Source organism: Saccharicrinis sp. GN24d3 (genome assembly GCF_052400645.1).
In the GTDB taxonomy this organism is placed as follows: Bacteria; Bacteroidota; Bacteroidia; order Bacteroidales; family Marinilabiliaceae; genus Saccharicrinis.
Window position 1 is genome coordinate 221,569 of the sequence record NZ_JBQTGI010000011.1, and the last position, 19,845, is coordinate 241,413.

Genomic DNA, 19,845 nt, shown 5'->3' on the forward strand with positions numbered 1-19,845 from the left:
GGTTAATTTCGCATCGACAAAATTGCGAAAATGAACTACACAATTCTCGACTTTCTTACCTTAATCGGATCACTCGGTTTATTTCTATATGGGATGAAACTGATGAGTGAAGCACTTCAAAAAGTAGCAGGCAGTAAACTCAGAGGCTTTTTAGCTGCCATGACATCGAACAGAGTCACGGGTGTTCTTACTGGGTTGTCAATTACGGCTATCATTCAATCGTCAAGTGCTACTACGGTAATGATTGTGAGCTTTGTCAATGCTGGATTGCTTACCCTGTCCGAATCAGCAGGGGTGATCATGGGTGCTAATATTGGAACTACCGTCACGGCGTGGATTATTTCAATCCTGGGTTTTAAAGTAAAAATGAGCATTTTGGCCTATCCCATTATTGGAATAGGCTTTCCTTTGGTTTTTTCTAAAAAAACCCGCAATCAATCCTGGGGGCAGGTATTACTTGGTTTTGCACTGTTGTTTGTCGGCCTGGAGAGTTTAAAGTCGAGTGTCCCTAATATTGGTGATCATCCCGAGGTGCTTGAGTTCTTAAAGAATTTTACCGAGATGGGGTTTGGTTCGCATTTGATATTTCTGGCTATAGGTACTTTGTTAACAGTTATAATACAGTCATCGAGTGCCACTATGGCATTAACTCTTGTGATGTGTAATAATGGTTGGATCAGTTTTGATAGTGCAGCTGCCATGGTTTTGGGCGAAAACATTGGGACCACTATTACCGCCAATCTTGCAGCCATGGTTGCCAACTCAACAGCTAAAAAGGCGGCACGACTTCACCTTGTGTTTAATGTGGTAGGTGTTGTTTGGGTGTTAATGATATTTCCATTTTTCTTAAAGGGGGTCGATTCAATTGCACAAACTTTTTCGGGTAAATCCGCATTTACAAGTGCAGGTGCAGTGCCTGTAGCCCTGTCGTTATTTCACACCTTTTTTAATGTTTTTAATGTACTGATTCAGATTTGGTTTGTAAAGTATTTGGTTAACCTGGTTAAAAGGATTGTTCCGGATCAAGAAGAAGACGATGAGTTTAGGCTGAAGTACATTAAATTTGGTATGCTAAGTACCAGTGAATTATCCGTGTTGCAGGCAAAAAAGGAAATTGTTCTATATGCCCAACAAACCAAGAAGCTTTTCAAAAGACTGGGAAATATGCTGAACGAAACCAAAGATCGCAAGTTTTTAAAGCAGCTTGACAAAGTTAAGAATGGTGAGGTGAAAAGTGATGAAATGGAAGTTTCTATCGCAAAATATTTAACCAAAGTCGCGGAAGGTGAATTAAGTAAGAGATCGGCCAAAAGGGTAAGCTCCATGTTTCGTGTAATCGATGAAATTGAAAGTGTTGGGGATTCCTGTGTGCATATTGCATGTGCCATTGCCCGAGCACGTGAAAACAATACGCCATTTACTGCCGAAATGAAATCGGAATTAGAATCGATGTTCTCTCTCATTGAGAAAGCAATGGATAAAATGATCGAAAATCTGAATATGACAAATGGTGGTGTTAAAAAAGCGGATGCCAAAAAAATTGAGAACGAAATTAATGAGTGCCGCAATAGGTTAAGGAAAGATCACGTACGAAATATCGAAACTGAAAAGTATTCATATAGTATTGGTACCCTTTACAAAGATATTTTCTCGGAATCTGAAAAAATGGGGGACTATATTTACGATGTAAGTAGCTCAATAGCCGAGGTTACTGAGTAGTTTTATCGCGTGTAAGAAGGAGTTTTCAATTAAGGATCGAAAATATTCAATGCACTATTGTAAGGTTTCTAAATTACCATTTTAATGTATCTTCCCCACCTACTTTTTGAAAGGAATTTAACTTGGATTTATTAGATATTTTCAAGGTCAGAAAATATAGCTGTTAAAATTTTTATAATGCACAGATATATAGTTAGATACAATGTTAATAAAAACATGCCTTAACTGCTTTTTTGAGCCACTATTTTTGTTATCTTTGTAGGGCTTTGCAAATGGCATAATATCCTTTGTAAAAGCATAATAAAGAAAAAGTTTTCATACGAGAAATCTATAATTGATGAGCGAAGAAATTATTGACGAAAACAACCAGAATCAGGAAAACGGTTACTCAGCCAATAGTATTACCGTACTGGAAGGATTAGAGGCGGTTCGTAAACGACCTGCCATGTATATTGGAGATGTTGGTGTAAAGGGTTTGCACCACTTGGTTTACGAGGTTGTGGATAACTCCATTGATGAGGCTTTGGCCGGTCACTGTGATACCATCGAAGTAATAATTCAAGAAGATAACTCAATTTCGGTTAAGGATAACGGTCGTGGAATCCCGGTGGACTACCACGAAAAAGAAGGCAAATCGGCATTGGAGGTTGTAATGACGGTATTACACGCCGGAGGTAAATTCGATAAGGATTCTTATAAAGTATCCGGAGGTTTACATGGTGTGGGGGTATCCTGTGTGAACGCACTTTCAAGCAATCTTAAAGCTGAGGTTCACCGAGATGGTAAAATATATCAGCAGGAATATTGTATTGGTATCCCGCAAGGAGAAATTAAGGAGTTGGGAACAACCGATGTGACAGGAACTAAGATTATTTTTACCCCGGATGGTTCCATCTTTAATACCACCGAATATAAATATTCCATCCTTGCCAATCGTTTAAGGGAACTAGCGTACTTGAACAAGGGAATAAAAATTTACCTGATTGATGAACGTGAGCTGGATGAAGAAGGAAATCAGAAGTCCGAAGAGTTCTATTCGGAGCGAGGTTTGGAGGAGTTTGTTGAGTTTATTGATGAAACCCGGGAAAAACTGACTGAGAATGTAATTCATATCACAACCGAGAAAAATGACGTTCCGGTTGAGTTGGCTATTCAGTACAACACTTCCTTTGGTGAGAACGTTTATTCTTATGTGAATAATATTAACACCATTGAAGGGGGTACCCACCTTACCGGTTTCCGCAGGGGGTTAACCCGTACTTTAAAAACTTGGGCAGATAAATCAGGAATGTTATCCAAGCTTAAGTTTGATATTGCCGGGGATGACTTCCGCGAGGGATTAACTGCTGTAATTTCGGTTAAAGTGCAAGAACCTCAGTTCGAAGGGCAAACCAAAACCAAGTTGGGTAACTCAGAGGTGAGTCTGGCGGTTGACCAGGCGGTAAGTACTGCTTTAACCCATTATTTGGAAGAGAATCCCAAAGATGCCAAGGTGATTGTCAATAAGGTGATTCTGGCGGCTACTGCCCGTCATGCTGCCCGTAAGGCTCGCGAAATGGTGCAGCGTAAAACGGTCATGTCCGGAGGAGGTTTGCCAGGTAAATTGTCGGATTGTTCAGATAAGGACCCTGCAAATTGTGAAGTATTTCTGGTAGAGGGAGATTCGGCAGGTGGAACGGCCAAGCAAGGACGTAACCGACGATTTCAGGCCATCTTGCCGTTAAGAGGTAAAATTCTTAACGTGGAAAAAGCACTTCAGCATAAGGTGTTCGAAAATGACGAAATCAAGAATATATTTACCGCTCTGGGGGTTACCATTGGAACCGAGGAGGATAGTAAAGCATTAAATCTTGAAAAACTCAGATATCACAAAGTGGTGATCATGACCGATGCCGATGTGGATGGTAGCCATATTACAACTTTAATTATGACCTTCTTCTTCCGTTTTATGAAGGATTTAATTAAAAATGGATATTTGTATATTGCTACACCTCCTTTATATCTTTGTAAAAAAGGCAAAAATGAGGAATACTGTTGGAGCGAGCAACAGCGACAGGAATTTATCACTAAGTTTAGTGGCGGAAAAGAAGATTCGGTGCATATACAGCGTTACAAAGGTTTGGGTGAGATGAACGCCGAACAGCTTTGGGAAACGACTATGAATCCCGAACAAAGAACATTACGCCAGGTTAGCATCGAAAGTGCGGCAGAAGCGGACAGGGTTTTTTCAATGTTAATGGGAGATGATGTGCCACCTCGTAGAGAGTTTATTGAAGAAAATGCTACCTACGCCAATATTGATGCATAATTGGCAGGTTAAATAAAGTTTTTATATAAAAACGTCTTGATTCAATCAGGACGTTTTTTTATTGCTCTCTTTCCACAAAAACCTTGTTATATCCTTCGTTGTAAGATCTTTCTATAGATACTTTTATTGCGCCTATTAAACCCGCAATATGCATTAGAAAATCTATTACACATTGAAATTGTTTTAAAACAAGACACTCCGCTGCTTCACTTCAACTCACCATAACGATGCTATGTCTCGTTTCGGTAAAGTCTGGTTTTATTGCACTTTCAATGTTCACGACGAAGTTCTAATGCATAATCCGGGTTATATATACCAGGATTGCCGATATTTTGTCAATGTTTAAAACATGGACAATGTAAGATTGATGGACAAGGGCTAATCGTCCGGAGTCCAGCTTTTCTTCCCCATATCTCCTAATGACAAATGAACTTTTTTTAAGGCATCCATACGGTCTAATACGTTCTTTTGATAGTGTTTCTGTCATTTACATTTGCATCAAGAGCGATGCGTATAATTGAATCAAATTTCCGGAAGTTATATCAGGAATATTTAAATTCCGGAGTAAGAGTATGCGTTTTTTGCACCAATCAGAACTTTACGGTATCGACATTTTACGGTTGGAAAAAGAAATTAGGGCTTAAAGAATCCATGCTTGAATATGTTCCTCAGCTCGTTAACAATCAACCAATAGGTGACGCAAACAAACACCTTGAAGTTGCTTTAGGGAACAAAGAGCGAATGTACGAAGGGAACAGTCTGGAGTTTTTCTTTTTCCAATAGTACCAAGGGCAGAACTCCAGACCTGGCGTGTAATAGCGCTTTGCCATTTTGTAAATCATTTTGAGAATTGTTTCTGGATATTTGATATTTTTCATTAAGCAGCAGGCACATCTTTATTGCAGCGTTATTTTACCTGGGTGTTAATAAGGATTAGGGTTCAATGGTCAAGGTGTTGTTCTTGGATACACTCAGGTTTACAAAATGTTGCACATCAATAAACTGGTTAACAACACGGTCGTTGCCCACTATTCTAAGCCCCATCCCCTGCGTTTGGGCAGCTGGGGCGTTATCATACCTGCGCCAAACGGCCATTAACGCATTCATTTTGTGTCCAGTTAACTGCAATCCGTTAAAGCTGCCTATGTCTCTACCTAATATCAGCCACTTTTATGCCCACTGCAAGGAAGCAACAGTACATATTCCCTGTTCTACTCCCTGGAAGTAGTTATTGCTCATTGGAAAAATTCTTCTTACAGCCATCTTATTTTCTCCTACCTTTAAGTAATAGAGTGTTGTTTCAAAGTTAGTCTGCAGTCAGTCGCTTGTCAACTTAAAATAGATGTTTTTCAGGAGTTTATTCCCATGAATGTGTCATGATTATTGAATTACATATGCTATTGTTGTAAATTTGATAGTAAGCTAATCTTCAATAGCCATTTTTTATTCTACTTAATAGCTTGGACATGGGCATAGAGTATCGAAATTCGAATATGTACTATTGGTCGGGATTAAAAGGCCAAAAAAAGAAAGAAGGTATTAGTAAATATTTTCGGCCTTTACGTATGAAAGATCTTTCCCGATTAAATAAAACATTAACAGTGGCCAGCATATATTTTACCACGAATGATCACAATGTATGCGCTAACGATACATTAGAATTGGATAAGTTAGCAAAGGATATTGGATACCTTTTAACAAATGGATTCAAGTTGGAAGTTGATGCAATTGGGGGAGCTGACTACAGGGGCGGTGAGGGGCAGAATAAAAAATTGGGATACAAAAGGGCTCTTGCTGTTAAGTCATACTTACAAAGCCGGGTAACAACTTACATTTTGAATTTAAAGAGCAGCGCCAAACATAAACAAGGCTGTTTGAAATCTGTGTTGTTTTTTGAATCGTCTGTTGGCGAAACAGATGCCAGACAGCCGAGAAAAGGTATTCCTATATCCAGAGAACTAATCAGCAAAGACAGGAGGGTAGATGTGTTGGTAAGAAACAAAGATTTTAAACCACCCATAAGCATAGCTGTTGAAGGGAATTTTCTTGAGTTTAATAAAGATATTGAGAGATTTGAAATTAATAATTTAGGCAAAGTAACTGTACTGGAGTCCTCTCAAGAAGCTACGTCTACTGTTGAAGCGCAGGGATATCAACTAAATAAGAATATCAGGGAAAGAGGTATTGATTACCAGATGCCAACTATACTCATAAAAATTACTTGTTCACTGAGCAAACAGAATGATGTCAACATAGGATTCGTTAAGTGCATGGCTTATAATAAAACAAACAACAGCTTGCTTTTTCTGGCTTATGCACAAACTAACAAAGTTGGCATAAAGGGGTTAACCGTGTTTGTATATACTCATCCTCAATCCAAAGGAAAAGACAAGGTTGTACGTAGGGTATATAAAAAAAGAAGTGATTGGTGCCTCGCAAATGGCTATAAAGAGGAACGAAAAGTAATATCATATAATGATTTTAGTGATCCATATCGCCAGCAGTTTTTGTTTTTATTAGTAGATAAAATATACAATCAGTTACGGGGATCTTTTCCGAATATAAAAGATAGGGTGGGACATATGCTTGGATATCAGTAAACCATGCGTCAGGGTTTTAGAATATAGCAGGATTAATAAATTTTTCAGTGCATAGGATGCAGAACTTTATGATTGGATATTCTTTTTCCCTTTGGAACTGAAAACCTTTCTGCGTCAAAAACTCTTTCATTATAAAATGTTTATCAATCTTCTCCAACAAGCTTGGCAATCAATTTATTGATGGCTGCTTTTACTGCTGGTTTCGTGCTGCAAACATTCCCGGTTGACAATTTTTCTGGCAGATTAATTCTTAAATTTGAGTATTGTTCTCTGGCAGCATTATAGCCCAATGAAATATCACACAAAAATGCCGATTGCATTTTTGTAACATCTCGCATATTATGTAGCCAGCTTGCTTTATACTGCTCTTCCATAGCATTTCTCGCAAATTTTGCATGTTTAATCAAACTTTCATATAATGCTAGCTTCTCATTTTTTTCTGCTACATCAGCCAGAAATAATAATGAACCAATAACTCCTGCACGTTTATGATGGAAACGAATTCTGGTTGACATTTTTTGTTTCTTTAAAAAAGCCATTTGCTCCTCAAAGTCTTTTTTTATTTCCTGTTCTAAACTCATTGCGCAAATTTTGATAATTAAAAATAGAGAGTGGGATAGTGTAAAGGTGTTAGTATAGCCATGGGGACAAAAAAGTAAAGTTAGTTTAGGTTTTGAAAAAAGTCAATACGGAATGAAATTACGTTTTAAATAGGGTTTTATTATGCCCTAATGTTTTATTCAATTACATATTGACCAAGTTGATGTTTACTTATGGTTTGATTTAACTCTCTATATCCCATTTATATGGTATAGTGGCTTCTTGACTAACTTCATAATTGTTCGTAAATTACTTATACAACAAAATAAATCCCTACTTATGAAATCCCGGACAGTAATAACGGCAATCTTGCTGATTTTATCGTTTTTGCATGCGTATGGGCAGAATAATTATGCCTCCAATGTAAAGACTACCGTTTCAGGCGAACAGAAATTGTTTATCCATTATGATATCGTGGTAAACGATGACGCTAAGTTCTTTAAAGTTAATCTTGATTTTATCTATGAGGGTAAGAAACTTGAGACCAATCCCAATAATATTTATGGCGATTATGGACATGCGATGACCCCAGGCAACAAAATCATTTATTGGAACTATTCCGATGATTTTAAGGGGGATATCAACAAGGTGAAGGTAACCGTTTTTGCTTTCAGGGAGCAGGAGCCCAAAGCTATGTTTAAGAAAGGGAGTGTGGGTAATGACAGCTATGCGCCCTGTGAAATAGTTTTTGTTAACCATTCAGAAAATGCTGATAGGTATGAATGGGATTTTGGCGATCCATCCTCGGGAATCGAAAACAAGTCGTTTGAGGAGGACCCGGTGCATACTTTTAAAAAAGGGGGAAGTCATACCATCGCTTTAACTGCTATCAATACAAAATTAGATCTGCGGCATACTTTTTATGAAACCATTATCATCAAGGAGCATAGTCCAACAAAAGCAGATTTTATGGTAGTTGGCTATAACCGGGAAGTACCGGTGACGATAAAATTCGAGAATAATTCTGTTAATGCAGATTCTTATTCCTGGAATTTTGGGGACCCGGGTTCAGGTAAATACAATAACGTTTCTGTCCTCGAAAATCCGGAACATAAATATGTTAACGATGGGAAATATTTGGTTGAATTAACGGTGTCTAATTCTGTAAGCGGTTTCTCGGATAAGATGAGCAAGGAAGTCATCCTGATACAACCCATAAGAAAAGTAAAAACGCCTAAGGAGGTTAAGCCAACGGTATCAAAGTCGGCATACTTAAAACATAAGACCAACAAGAACATTTGGTTAACGGCCGGTATTGCATCTTTTGGAACAGGTGTTTATACCATGCTAAATTCCAATAAACTGCGTGATGATTATAAAACGGCAACGACCCATGCGGCCGATATCAGAAGTAAGATTGACGCCAATGAAGCCATAACCCCTATAGCGTTTGGTGCTTCCGCGCTTTGTGCCGTTCAGGTTTATATTCAGGCCAAAAAGCAAGCAAAGGCCGACAAAAAGGTTAGTTTTAACCTGGTTCCTACCTCCGATGGAGGTCAACTATGCATTACCTACACTATAAAATAAAGAAGATTAAAAAGCGGAACCATGAAAAATTTAAATATAGTCATACTACTTTTTGGCATCTTGTTTTCTTTATTGACAGGATGCAAAAAAGAAGAATTGAAAAATCCATTTGATCCGGAATTTAATAAAGCATTATGGACCCCTACGAATTTTCAAGTCGTGCAAGAAGGCGAGGTTTTGAAACTTACCTGGGTGCAATCCGAGGAAAATATTAGTGGTTTTAAATTAGAACGAAAAGTAGGGGAAGGAACTTATTCTGCTATAACAACATTGGGTAAAACAGTTACAAGTTGGGTGGATAATGATGTAACAGGTGGTCAACTGCACAGTTATCAGCTTTATGCTTATGCCGGGGATAATACAAGTAATATAGTGACAGCATTTAAAACCCCACTGTTTGAAGCTGCCGCGGTAGTACTTCCTGCAACCGAAATTAATTATAACAGTGCTGTGCTAAATGGAGAGGTAAATCCCAATGGATCTTCAACAACCGTAACTTTTAAATATAAAAAAACTTCTGCAACAGCGTGGGAAACAGTTCCGGCTGATCAAGGAACGCTAAATGGCAATAACACCCAGGAGGTAAGTGCTGAAATAACCGACCTAAATCACAATACAGTATATGAATATAAAGTAGTCGCCTTTAATGATGCAGGAACTTTTGAAAGTGAAAACGCTGAGTCTTTTAGAACTGGAGCAGCCGTAATCAATATTACTCCGGCAACACAAGAAGTGAGTTCAGATGCCGGGGGTGTGACCTTTAATGTGGACTCGAATGTACCATGGGAACTGGAAGATGCTGCGGGTTGGACAACACTCACAAAGGTTAATGAAACCACATTCAGAGTGAGTTATTCATCCAATGTATCAGCAAATTCGCGTACTGCTGCCATCCGTGTTTATTTTGATGATGTTGAAAAAATAGTAACGTTAACTCAATCAGTAGAAGGAACTAAACATTTAGTTGTTCATGAATCCATCATAAAAAACAATATTGATATAAACAATTTAACCACCCTTGGACAGGTTTCAATTAATCCATCAGTTTCAGGTAAGGTTATAGTACGTTTTAATGGTTATTGCATTTCAGATTATGGTGATAGAATTCTGTTGGCTGCAAGTAATACTCCAAACTGGGGTGCCAATAATGGTCATGTCCAAATGAAATCCACTCCAAGCAGTCCACTACATATTGTTGGTAATCCCCGATTAGGAAATAATTCATTCTCACATACAAGGGTATATGATATTAATGCAGGAAATTATACCTATTACGCTGTTGCTGTAGTTAGTAATGTTGCAGGTCAGTCAGAGGGGAATGGAATAGTTTCGGTTTATGGAAATCTGACTGTTCAATTCATTCCTAATTCTTTAACATTTATAAATCATATTGATATTAATAAATACAATATTGATGTTAATAATAGTACAACGGTTGGACAGGTCAGCATTAATCCAACAGTTTCGGGAAAAGTTATAGTACGTTTTGATGGTTATTGTAGATCAGATTATGGAGACCGAATATTTTTGGCGGCAAGTAACACGCCAAACTGGGGTGCGAACGAAGGTCATGTTGAGGTAGAGGCATACTCAACCGAAATAGACCAGGATCCCTTTTCACATACTCAGGTTTATAATGTTAGTGCAGGTAGCCATACATTTTATGCAATTGCACACAACTATGTTGAGACAGATGGAGATGGTATTGCTTCGATATATGGACGGCTTACTGTTGAATTTGTGGCGGATTCAAAAGGTATTATTGGGCATATGGGGGTAATTAAAACAGGAATTTCAGCTATCAATGAAACTAATCTCGGTCAGGTTACAATAAATCCCGCAGTTCCAGGAAAAGCCATTGTCCATTTTGATGGTTATAGTTATTGTCCGAGAGGGGGTAATTTATTAATTTATAATTATCACCTAAATCTATCTGCAAGCGACACTCCGTCTGTTGGCACAGATAATGGAAAAGTTGTAATTCATGCCAGAAACGCCGATATTATTAAAAGAAATTTTTCTCATACTCAGGTTTATAATGTTGCTCCGGGGAGCAAAACATTTTATGCAGTAGGCCAATGTTCAAATGGTACAATCAGTACTTATGGTACACTAACTGTGTTGTTTGTTCCTGATTAGCAGTAAGCAATATAAACTTGGTTAATTTGTAGTATGGCAAGAAATCTTTAAAAGACAAAACAATGTAAAGGCAACCAACTCCGGTGGCTTCTCTGCTGTGCCTGGTGGTAGAAGGGACTTTACCTTTAGCCCTCTTTGAGGTAAAAGTAATTTATCCCGTTTAAAGGGTTATCCCAAGGTCACATCATTTAAGTGTGGATTTTTACATTTTGAACAAAGACTTTTTATAAAATGTATTCAAGAGGTTGATGCCTAATATGATTTAATGCTTGAACAATTAATATACATGCTGTAGATAGCAGAGGTTATAAAAATGAGGAATCTGTAATCATTACACAATCAGATAAACTAATAATTATCCCATAGCTGGTTTAATTGCAGGTAAATATAAAAAATAAAAGAGGCAGTCTTATTTAGAGGCCACTGAAAAAGTAAAAACAGCAGCAAATCGAAGAAAATATTTTTGGCCTGCTGCTTTTTGTATCTTAGGGTTTATAAAGGAATGATTATCTGCGCGTACAACAACAATCCCATATCAGCTGTTGAAGTTTTGAAAGAACGAGCAAAACTTCTTCGTAAACTGTTTATACAACAGATGAAGATTCCTCATCCTTTGGCTATAAGACTCATCTTGCTGTTACAGAAGAGCATGTTACCTCTGGGGAAAAGGGCGATGGTCATCACTTACCGGAACTCATTGAACTAAGTCAGAAAAATGGGATGAAAATTGATATCATAATTGGAGATGGGGCGTATTCAGGAAAAGGGAATCTCAAAAACGCAAAAACGCAAAACATTAAAGTATTCGCAAAACTAAAACCAGTGTTCGCAAAGGGGCAAGAAAAAAAGAAGGTGAGTTTGAGTTTAATAAAGATGCAGGTATGTTTGTTTGCCCCGCAGGACATATGGCAATAAGACGAGCAAAGCAAGGGAAGAAAGGAGTTGACACAAATCAGGCATACTTTTATTATTTCGATAACAATAAATGTAAAACATGTTCAAAAAGACAAGGTTGTTATAAAGAAGGGGCTAAAAGCAAAACATACCCTGTAATATCTCGATATGGTCGAATTCGCGCATCCAAAATTTATGTCAAAAAATGAAGTTGTAGTCAGAAATATGTGAAATACTCCTGCTACAACCTCATCTATTTTTAACCCGATGGAAATTTACGGGGGGTTCAGTGGCCTCCTTATTTTGAGAAGCCTCTTTTTGATAAGTAATAATATTAAGATTAGGAAGATAAGCGATTCTTTCTTATTTTAGAGAAATGACATTTTATCTAAAATTCTATGAGCGGAGCCAGTTTAGCCATAAAGTTTACAAGCCTGATTGCTGGGGCAAGCATCTTGTTTTTTTTATACAAAAAAGTAAGCGCACTTAAAAAGTTTGGCCTTACAGGCTTATTGTATGTGCTTGGGCTTTCTCTTAGTATGGCATTAAGTACATTATTACTTGCAACGGGGTTGAAAAGTAACGAGATTTTGGCTTTGGTGATAGCGCAGGTATTAATAGTTGTTCTAGGTATATTGCATATTCGTTTATACATTAATTTTTTACCTTGGTACGATAAGCTAAGCTTTAATATACAGATTGTACTTTTGTTATGTGTACTTCTGTTTGCACAATTCTTTTCTGGCCTTTCATTCTCTTATGTGGTAAATTCGGTAGTTCCTATTGTTTGGTATCTTTCTCTACTCTGGTTTTTGATTCCTACTTTATTGAATCAAACCGTTAATAAGTTTATGGAAATACCGGCTAAAGAATTTAAAACCTGGCAATATCCGTTAAATGAGAATATAGAGGATCCAAGTGATAAAGAGATGGAGCATCCCGTGGTCATCAGTTTTGTGTTTCGGAAAAATGAGGATGATACGGAATATACCACATTTAGGGCTAAAGCTCCGGTAGCTATGCCATTAGGCCGTTTATTTTACTTTTTTATCAACGATTATAACAGTCGTCATCCGGAAGAAGGGATATCCTATGTTAGCGAGAGTCAGGAACCCATTGAATGGGTGTTTTTTAAGCTGAAAAACAAATTTTTCAAAATCAAAGAAGCCATGGATCCTGATGATACCATCTATGGCAACCATATTATCGAAAACGATGAGTTAATTTGTATGCGGGTTAACAATCATTTAAAGCCTATGTCATGAAGCCACTAAACGTTAAAGAAAGAACCAAGGCCATTTATAAAGTGGTGGGACTTTTTGCTGTTTCACTTATTATTGCAGTATTGCTGGCCTTTACAACCATGAAGTCGCCACAGGTTTCGAACTCAATGTCGACCAGGAAACTACAAAAACTAGAAAAGAGTCTGCAATTTCAGCGAGAAGTATTCACACCAGACGTTGCGCAAGCCAGTAATAAGCTCGCAAAAATTCCAACGCATAAGCAAGATGATGAAAATATTGAGGTGCTGAACAGTGATATTGGCGCGATCTTAAGTAACAGCAAAAGTCAAATCCGGGAAATTGAATCGCCGGACACAATATTATATAAAAATATTATACAATCTTTATCGGATTTGCAGATCGCTTATAATAAGCAGGTGGAGTTAAGTGAAGGAACAAGTGATAACGAAGAAATGGAGGTAGAACTGCGGCAGCTGGAACAGGAAAACAGAGCCTTAAAGAATGAGGTGCGAGCTTTGGGGGGCGCCTCTGGCAAAGACTGCGAAAAATACAAGAAACTGGTTAAAAAAGCTGAGGAGCGCTTGGCGATAAGCGACATGGAGAATCGTGCTTTGAAAAAGGAGATCGAAAGGCTTAGAAATCAGTAATACTAGATGGTTATATTTATGCTAATAAATATTAGAATGATATTACCGATTACTTAATCAAAATGCGCCTTTGTCTTTTTATACCGTTTATTGCATACCTTTATTCATTGGGCACCTTACGTATAATTACATCTGCGGAATACACACTTTTTTCATCGAGTTCGTCGTTGGTAGCTTCCAGCACTACCTTGTAAGTCCCGGCTTTAAAATAGGTGTGCATCGGGTTCTCTTTGGTCGAAGTGTTTGAATATTCCGGGTTTGAATCACCAAAAGTCCATAAATACGAAGTGGCATCTGTCGATTTGTTTGTGAACAGAATCGTTGCCGGAGCATATGCGTTGTTATTGTCTATCGTAAACAATGCTTTGGGTGATTTTACCTTGGCTTTAAACGTTAATGTATCCCTGGTACTTCCTAATTTTTTAAGCAGCAAGTTGAATGTTTCCAAGGTAACAATATATTCGCCCGGATTTTTATAAATGTGGGTCGGCTTTTTCTCTCTTGAACTATTGGATTTTCCCGAAGAAGGATCTCCGAAATCCCATTTAAGCAATGGAGCATTCTTTGTCAGATTATTAAAATTAACGGTAGCTGGTGCTGTTTCACCCGAAGTTACATAAGAAAACTTTACCGGGGGAAGTTCCCGTGGATGTATGACAACAACCTTTGAAATGGTGTCGGGTATTCCGCTGAATGTATTGAAGGCCGTTAACAATACTCTGTAGCTTCCTGGCTGGGAGTATCTGTGTACAGGGTTTAGTTCGCTCGATTTATTGTTGGTTTTAGAATCTCTGTCGCCAAAATCCCAGGTAAATTTATTGGCATTGCTAGAAAGGTTTTTGAATTCCACTTTGGCAGGCGGGAAGGTGTTGGCGCCAACAATCTCAAAGTCTGCATTTGTTTTTTCGTGCTCAAGAATTTCGATGCTCTGATAAAACTTACTCTCGAGCTGAGATAAGGTATTGGTAGCAGTTAAAATAACCGTATAAATACCTCCTTTATTATAAATGTGTGTTGGTGAGGATTCAGTTGATGTATTACTTGCCCCGGATGAAGGATCCCCAAAATCCCAGTCGTATATATTTGCGTCGGTTGATTTATTTTCAAACTTTACTTCGCAAGGTGCATATTTGTTGTTGCTTGTTGATATTATGGTGGCAATGGCTTGCGGTGCCCTGGTTTCGTGAATCAAGACCTCTACTTTTACTTTGTTGATGTCTTGTAAAAATTCGTTGGCGTAATTCCAGTAAACGATATTGTTGCCTGCTAGTACTTTTTCACCATAATCGCCATACAAATTATTCAGGTCCGGCTCAAACTCACGTCCCTCGTAGCTGAATTTTAACTTAACCGTGTAACTTTCTATTCCTTCTTCGGCTTTTAAACCGTAGTTAATAAATAGTTTTTTATCTTCAGAAACGGTTGTGCGGACATTAATGGCCTGAGTGCTTTGGGCCGTCATGTTTACGATACTGCAAATCAAAATGAATAAGATGGAAGTTGCGAAAATTAAATTTTTCATGCTTAATGGTGTAAGGTTCTTATTACAACTAATTACGTGTCGATATCAGGTGATAATTTTCTTTAATAATTGTATTTAAATTGTTTGACCTATGAGGGTATCGTCAATATATATTCTGTACGGCAATAGGTTCATCGATTCATTTCTTAATCGTAAAACAAGTTCCTCCGCCATATGTTTGTATTCCGATATGGTTCTCCCTGACTCCTCTTTTAAAGATAAGCGAATATCTAATGTACGGCAATAGCCTTTATGGGGCGAAGAGTCCATACTTACTCCTTTTTCAATACGAATATTTTCCAGTGAATTGCTAAATATTTCCCTGCAAAGTGCTTTTATATCTCCTTTGGTAACCACCTTTCCTCCAGATAACAAATCTCGTCTGAGTGTGTTAATCTTGTCTTCCCTTGAAAGTTTTTGTCGACCTCCGGCAGTTTGGCTCACCAACATGATGCTATTATCGTCCACATCGAAACCTTTGTCCAATGAAAGTTTAGAACCCGGTTTAATGTTGTTGGCTATTTCTCCTGCGATAGACCAATACTCAACACTAAGCCTTTCGTTCTTCAAACCAGCATCAAACACCAGATATGAATTTTTGTCGGAATTATTACTGGTATCTACTAATCTTTTGTTGATTCTCGATATAATTTGATTCAATTGCTTGAGTTCATTTGTTAATAAATCACCTCCTAAAACAGCAAACGCTGCCGCTTCATTTTTCGTTTGGATAATCAGGTCTTTTATGATCTCATTCACGTCACGCGAATCGAAGCGGCCTACTCCTCCTTGTCTAATAATATAGGAAGGTTGACTACTGTTGTTCAGCGATGATTTTGAAAGGTATTCAACATTCGAGGTGTCTGAAACTTTTTTTATATCAAAAAATAGGTCATCGGTAAATAAAGGAATTACAGTATGTCCATTTGTTGCCATATGAGTAATCTCGTTCAGTTCTCTATTGATTACCGGAAAACAATTCGATGTGATGCTCAGGTCGTTGATGAGCTCTTTCCCAAGAGGTTGTGAAAACTGAATCTCAATCCAAACAATATCTTCCAGATCCATGTCGTTATAGTTATCGAGAATGGATTTAGAAACCGGGCAGAAATTACCGGACGTAAAAGTTTCCCGCTTAAAACCAATATCATCCAATGTCATAAATTTCCTTTGATATAACTCTTTAACGTGGTTACAGCAGTTGGTGGATATATTGTTGCTTCTGTTGGCATAATCCTGAATGGATTCATCTTTGTCATTTCCTGCGGAATAGAATCCGTTATTAAAACTTACTTGCTTCTGGTTAATTTTCCATTTTGCCGCACTTAGTGCCTGAAAGAAAAATGCATCCGAACGCAAACTTTTAAACGAAAAATAAAATGATAACCCATCCAGTTCCTGAACAGATGGTGAGACTTGCAATCCCAGAAAAACCGATGATTGGTTAGTACTTCCGGTTGTAGGAATGTCTGCAACTATATCCTTATATTGCCCTTCTGTTTCGTAAAGGTGCTTGTGGGTAAGTAAATATTTTAACTTACTGTTAATTAGTTTGTGTTCTTGGGTGGGTGTGAAAAAGATTTTTTTCTTGTCCTCCAGTTCTTTGTTCTCCTGATTATAGATATGTTTACTATAAAAGAAACGATAGTTTTCGTTAATCAATACTGATGCGGAAGTTGGAGCCGCATGCGCGATAGCATGAGCCGGAAAATGAGAGTAAATATGTTGAGAATATATTAGTTCGAGCAATTTTTCAACGATCCGTCCTTCCGTTTGATTTATTTCAGAAGAAATCTGATGCAGTTCGTCGGCAACAGCGCCAAAAATCAAACCCAGCACAGGATCAAAGGAATTGATGTCTTGTGCATCCCGATATCCCCACATTCGGGATGCATTCCTGATCATTCTTCTTTTTATTGAATCTATTGAATCGATGGTCATAAATTGATTTTTTCGTTAATAGGAGAGTGGGCCAATATAAAAAGTCTCTCTATGTTCAAGTATTTCATTTGTTTTTTGAATGATGCCCGAAATCTCAATAATCAATCTGGTTTTAATTCGTATATTCTGAACTTTACCTCCGGATTCTACCTGGTCTATTTGCAATTTAACATTAACGTTGGCCAGTCTTTTTTCATTGTCAGTAATCGAATCGCAAATTGAGATTCTTAAATCATCTTTTAAAAAATAATAATTCAACGTGTTCTCAAAATCATAATCCCAAATTTCGGTTCCAAAATTATGGTCGTGTTTTACCTCCTCGTATGCCGAGGTGATAATGAGGTGTATCATATTATGAATCGATTTTTTAATGTCGATCCTCGGAATTTCCTGTTGTTGTTTGATAGCCCCCAAAGCTAATGGGATGTCTAAATATTCCGGCATGCTTATAACTGTTTAGTTCCTGAATTAATCGGCCAAAAAGCTGCGCTTGGTTTTTTGCTCCTTGACAAAGATGTTGGTTTCTTTCTTTTTTCCGATGTAAGTCAACGATTCCAGCTTTTTGAAAAGCAGAGAAATCACCTGCATAAATTCACTGAATTGTTCTACGCTGTATTGAATGTTAAAATGTTGATAATTAAAGTTGATGCAATACTTTATTAGCTTTTCAAAATCTCCTTGTTTTAATTCCGTCCAGCCTGTGAAATAATTCAATAGCTCCTCCTTGTCGGAGGCTGTTTTTGTATCAATGGCATTTTTTATAACATGGGCGGTTGTAGCAATATATTGCAAAAGATAAACAAGGGGCAGGTCGTTCATTTCCCATTGCAAGCGCACATGATTATGCGAAATATACTTTAACAGGTCTTCAGATAGGGTAAGTACTGATTGAGCCAATGTGGTATCCTGTTGTTTTTCCTTAATTTTTCGAATGATACTGACCAGGTTGGATTCTATTTGATCGTACTGTTTAATGATACCGATTAAAAATGAAATGAGAGCAGTATGACTGCTGATTCTCATACATGGGGGGATGTAATTATCGTAAATTTCTATTTTATCCCCTTTAACATACAGCTTACCCATAAAGAATGTGAAAGGTTGATAAGAATCGCTCTGAATCTGATCTTCGGAAATAAGATGTACTTTGTATTCTGGAATAATATAGGGGAAACGTGGTGGTTCTTCGTCGGTTTTTAACTCACCAAAGTTCTGGCGTTCAAATAAATTCATGGATAACACGACAAAGTAACCGTTGTCCTTGCTATCGGAAACGGAACCTATCTCTGTACTCAAATCTAATTTAAACTCCGGCAGTAAGTGATCTTTAAGAATTTCAACCCTTCCTCCACCTTGACTAACGGATCGGTATTGAAAAATCTTAACCTTCAGAAAGTTCTCGTTATCAAGCGTGATTTCTACTTTGTACGATTCTTCATTGGGTATATCCAAAGGAAGCAATCCGTAGTTTTTATTGTTTAAACCAATGGAATAAGCATCCTTTAAATGGTCTTTGAAAGCATTCTCCTGCTGAATAAAATGGTCCCGGTTGATTTTCATCCCGGTCATCCAGTTTACGTTAAAGTGTTCTATTTTAGTTGGCATGCTGATCGAATTTTTGAGATGTGTTATTTGTACTTATATTACCGTGTTATATCCAAGGTAAATATTTTCGGTTTCCGATTCATCAGTTATAACAAAGCTATTGTCCTTTTCATCCAATAAAATTTTCAGTTCTTGATCCAGTTCAACAGGCACAAAATACTCGTTAAAACCATCCAGTAAATCCCGGGCTTCACCACCTACTATATAATCGGCAGGAGACGTGTTTTTTAGCGGGCCAATGGAAATGGATAATGTACCCATATCGTTTTTTAAGGATGAGGTTAAAACAGAATCCTCACCCAGGGTGCTTTCCCCCATTTTAAAACTATCTTCTAACTTAAGTTCTTCTACATGAGGTTTTGGATGATAACTAATTTTTATTTTCTCCTCCAGTATATATTCTAAGCAATGGGCTGACAGCTCCGGGTTTCCTGTGATTTGACTGGCAAAGGTTAATAGTTTGTTGAATTTTTCGATATATTTTAATGGAATCTGTTCGCCTGTATTCCAAAAATCGGTTGATAAACCATTTACAAAATCACTGGATATTTTACTATGTAATTGAGATTCTTTGTCGGCCAATAAAACCGAGAATAAAAACAATTCGTTTTCAAGTGGACCGAAAAATGAACGGGCTTCCTTTTCGATATTTTTCTGTTTCATCGAATCCCGGGCCATCTCCTTACCCGATTCCAATTGGGCTCCGTGCAGGTCATGAAACATTTCCTCGGGTAAGACATCGTAAATGCCCGGTCTGTTGATAGATATATTTAGGGCTTCTTGGTTATTTTTGAACTCCGTTACTGTTACATTATGGATATCGCTTGACCATTTCCTTTTAGATATGCCTTTTCTGGAGGCCAATATGTTTTTCAGGGGAATGTCTTCCTGAAGTAACCATGAACCAACAAATTCGGCTCTCAAATCATCTAAAAGGTTGTTCAAATATGTTGCTTTCTTTTTGAGTTTCATTTTGTCAATGAATTAGAAAGTTGCGGCTTTTATATCAACAAAAAAGAGTAATTCTGGTTTGCGATCCAACGGACAGTATCAGGCAGGCATTCGATGCCTTCAGCTCTTATTTTACGTATATTAAGGG

General features: G+C 37.6%; 15 protein-coding genes and 1 pseudogene. 9 read left to right on the forward strand and 7 right to left on the reverse strand.

All coding sequences use genetic code 11. The features are described 5' to 3' along the window. Window positions 1-30: 30 nt before the first annotated feature. The 3 genes from ACT29I_RS14765 to tnpA all read left to right on the forward strand — a co-directional run bounded on the left by ACT29I_RS14765 (window position 31) and on the right by tnpA (window position 4,810). Entirely contained in the window at window positions 31-1,719 is a 1,689-nt protein-coding gene (locus tag ACT29I_RS14765; RefSeq protein ID WP_430935068.1) for a Na/Pi cotransporter family protein, read from the forward strand. A 337-nt stretch (window positions 1,720-2,056) separates the two neighbouring features. Then, window positions 2,057-4,027, forward strand: coding sequence for a DNA topoisomerase (ATP-hydrolyzing) subunit B (gyrB, locus tag ACT29I_RS14770; RefSeq protein ID WP_430935069.1), 1,971 nt, complete (start codon window positions 2,057-2,059; stop codon window positions 4,025-4,027). A gap of 507 nt (window positions 4,028-4,534) precedes the next feature. After that, window positions 4,535-4,810, forward strand: coding sequence for an IS66 family insertion sequence element accessory protein TnpA (tnpA, locus tag ACT29I_RS14775; RefSeq protein WP_430935070.1), 276 nt, complete (start codon window positions 4,535-4,537; stop codon window positions 4,808-4,810). A 150-nt stretch (window positions 4,811-4,960) separates the two neighbouring features. Here the strand turns inward: tnpA and ACT29I_RS14780 are convergent, their stop codons facing one another. Beyond that, window positions 4,961-5,134 carry a hypothetical protein gene (locus ACT29I_RS14780; protein WP_430935071.1) on the reverse strand — a complete coding sequence of 58 codons (174 nt, stop codon included), beginning with the start codon at window positions 5,132-5,134 and terminating at the stop codon, window positions 4,961-4,963. A gap of 359 nt (window positions 5,135-5,493) precedes the next feature. Here ACT29I_RS14780 and ACT29I_RS14785 point away from each other — a divergent pair, with 359 nt between their 5' ends. Beyond that, entirely contained in the window at window positions 5,494-6,627 is a 1,134-nt protein-coding gene (locus ACT29I_RS14785) for a hypothetical protein (RefSeq protein ID WP_430935072.1), read from the forward strand. A gap of 143 nt (window positions 6,628-6,770) precedes the next feature. Here the strand turns inward: ACT29I_RS14785 and ACT29I_RS14790 are convergent, their stop codons facing one another. Next, complete coding sequence (locus ACT29I_RS14790; protein ID WP_444793823.1) at window positions 6,771-7,208, reverse strand: hypothetical protein; 438 nt, start codon at window positions 7,206-7,208, stop codon at window positions 6,771-6,773. A 298-nt stretch (window positions 7,209-7,506) separates the two neighbouring features. Here ACT29I_RS14790 and ACT29I_RS14795 point away from each other — a divergent pair, with 298 nt between their 5' ends. From ACT29I_RS14795 to tssO, 5 genes and pseudogenes are all read left to right on the forward strand, one after another. After that, on the forward strand, window positions 7,507-8,754 hold the full coding sequence (locus ACT29I_RS14795; protein ID WP_444793824.1) for a PKD domain-containing protein: 1,248 nt from the start codon (window positions 7,507-7,509) through the stop codon (window positions 8,752-8,754). A gap of 21 nt (window positions 8,755-8,775) precedes the next feature. Beyond that, the gene (locus ACT29I_RS14800) at window positions 8,776-10,893 is read left to right on the forward strand and encodes a BACON domain-containing protein (RefSeq protein ID WP_444793825.1); all 2,118 of its coding nucleotides are present in this window, start codon (window positions 8,776-8,778) and stop codon (window positions 10,891-10,893) included. A gap of 600 nt (window positions 10,894-11,493) precedes the next feature. Next, a pseudogene (locus tag ACT29I_RS14805) lies at window positions 11,494-11,945 on the forward strand (transposase); the annotation flags it as partial. A 240-nt stretch (window positions 11,946-12,185) separates the two neighbouring features. After that, window positions 12,186-13,052, forward strand: a complete 867-nt coding sequence (locus tag ACT29I_RS14810; protein WP_444793826.1) for a TssN family type VI secretion system protein — start codon at window positions 12,186-12,188, stop codon at window positions 13,050-13,052. Next, a complete protein-coding gene (tssO, locus tag ACT29I_RS14815; protein WP_430935077.1) occupies window positions 13,049-13,678 on the forward strand; it encodes a type VI secretion system TssO in 630 nt (209 codons plus the stop codon). The genes ACT29I_RS14810 and tssO overlap by 4 nt, the downstream gene beginning before the upstream one ends. Window positions 13,679-13,778: 100 nt before the next feature. Here tssO and ACT29I_RS14820 read toward each other — a convergent pair whose 3' ends face one another. The 5 genes from ACT29I_RS14820 to ACT29I_RS14840 all read right to left on the reverse strand — a co-directional run bounded on the left by ACT29I_RS14820 (window position 13,779) and on the right by ACT29I_RS14840 (window position 19,718). Then, window positions 13,779-15,200 (reverse strand): PKD domain-containing protein, encoded by a 1,422-nt coding sequence (locus ACT29I_RS14820; protein ID WP_430935078.1) that lies wholly within the window; start codon window positions 15,198-15,200, stop codon window positions 13,779-13,781. Between the two features lie 75 nt (window positions 15,201-15,275). Beyond that, window positions 15,276-17,141 (reverse strand): hypothetical protein, encoded by a 1,866-nt coding sequence (locus tag ACT29I_RS14825; protein WP_430935079.1) that lies wholly within the window; start codon window positions 17,139-17,141, stop codon window positions 15,276-15,278. A 15-nt stretch (window positions 17,142-17,156) separates the two neighbouring features. Then, entirely contained in the window at window positions 17,157-17,585 is a 429-nt protein-coding gene (locus ACT29I_RS14830; RefSeq protein ID WP_430935080.1) for a GPW/gp25 family protein, read from the reverse strand. A 24-nt stretch (window positions 17,586-17,609) separates the two neighbouring features. Continuing rightward, entirely contained in the window at window positions 17,610-18,746 is a 1,137-nt protein-coding gene (locus ACT29I_RS14835) for a hypothetical protein (protein WP_430935081.1), read from the reverse strand. A 33-nt stretch (window positions 18,747-18,779) separates the two neighbouring features. Further along, entirely contained in the window at window positions 18,780-19,718 is a 939-nt protein-coding gene (locus tag ACT29I_RS14840; RefSeq protein ID WP_444793827.1) for a type VI secretion system baseplate subunit TssG, read from the reverse strand. Window positions 19,719-19,845 lie beyond the last annotated feature (127 nt).

Coding starts and splice junctions, on each gene's coding strand:
- tnpA (WP_430935070.1), top strand. CDS start 4,535: ATGCGTATAATTGAATCAAATTTCCGGAAGTTATATCAGGAATATTTA.
- ACT29I_RS14810 (WP_444793826.1), top strand. CDS start 12,186: ATGAGCGGAGCCAGTTTAGCCATAAAGTTTACAAGCCTGATTGCTGGG.
- ACT29I_RS14780 (WP_430935071.1), bottom strand. CDS start 5,134: ATGAATGCGTTAATGGCCGTTTGGCGCAGGTATGATAACGCCCCAGCT.
- ACT29I_RS14820 (WP_430935078.1), bottom strand. CDS start 15,200: ATGAAAAATTTAATTTTCGCAACTTCCATCTTATTCATTTTGATTTGC.
- ACT29I_RS14835 (WP_430935081.1), bottom strand. CDS start 18,746: ATGCCAACTAAAATAGAACACTTTAACGTAAACTGGATGACCGGGATG.
- tssO (WP_430935077.1), top strand. CDS start 13,049: ATGAAGCCACTAAACGTTAAAGAAAGAACCAAGGCCATTTATAAAGTG.
- ACT29I_RS14785 (WP_430935072.1), top strand. CDS start 5,494: ATGGGCATAGAGTATCGAAATTCGAATATGTACTATTGGTCGGGATTA.
- gyrB (WP_430935069.1), top strand. CDS start 2,057: ATGAGCGAAGAAATTATTGACGAAAACAACCAGAATCAGGAAAACGGT.
- ACT29I_RS14790 (WP_444793823.1), bottom strand. CDS start 7,208: ATGAGTTTAGAACAGGAAATAAAAAAAGACTTTGAGGAGCAAATGGCT.
- ACT29I_RS14765 (WP_430935068.1), top strand. CDS start 31: ATGAACTACACAATTCTCGACTTTCTTACCTTAATCGGATCACTCGGT.
- ACT29I_RS14830 (WP_430935080.1), bottom strand. CDS start 17,585: ATGCCGGAATATTTAGACATCCCATTAGCTTTGGGGGCTATCAAACAA.
- ACT29I_RS14825 (WP_430935079.1), bottom strand. CDS start 17,141: ATGACCATCGATTCAATAGATTCAATAAAAAGAAGAATGATCAGGAAT.
- ACT29I_RS14800 (WP_444793825.1), top strand. CDS start 8,776: ATGAAAAATTTAAATATAGTCATACTACTTTTTGGCATCTTGTTTTCT.
- ACT29I_RS14840 (WP_444793827.1), bottom strand. CDS start 19,718: ATGAAACTCAAAAAGAAAGCAACATATTTGAACAACCTTTTAGATGAT.
- ACT29I_RS14795 (WP_444793824.1), top strand. CDS start 7,507: ATGAAATCCCGGACAGTAATAACGGCAATCTTGCTGATTTTATCGTTT.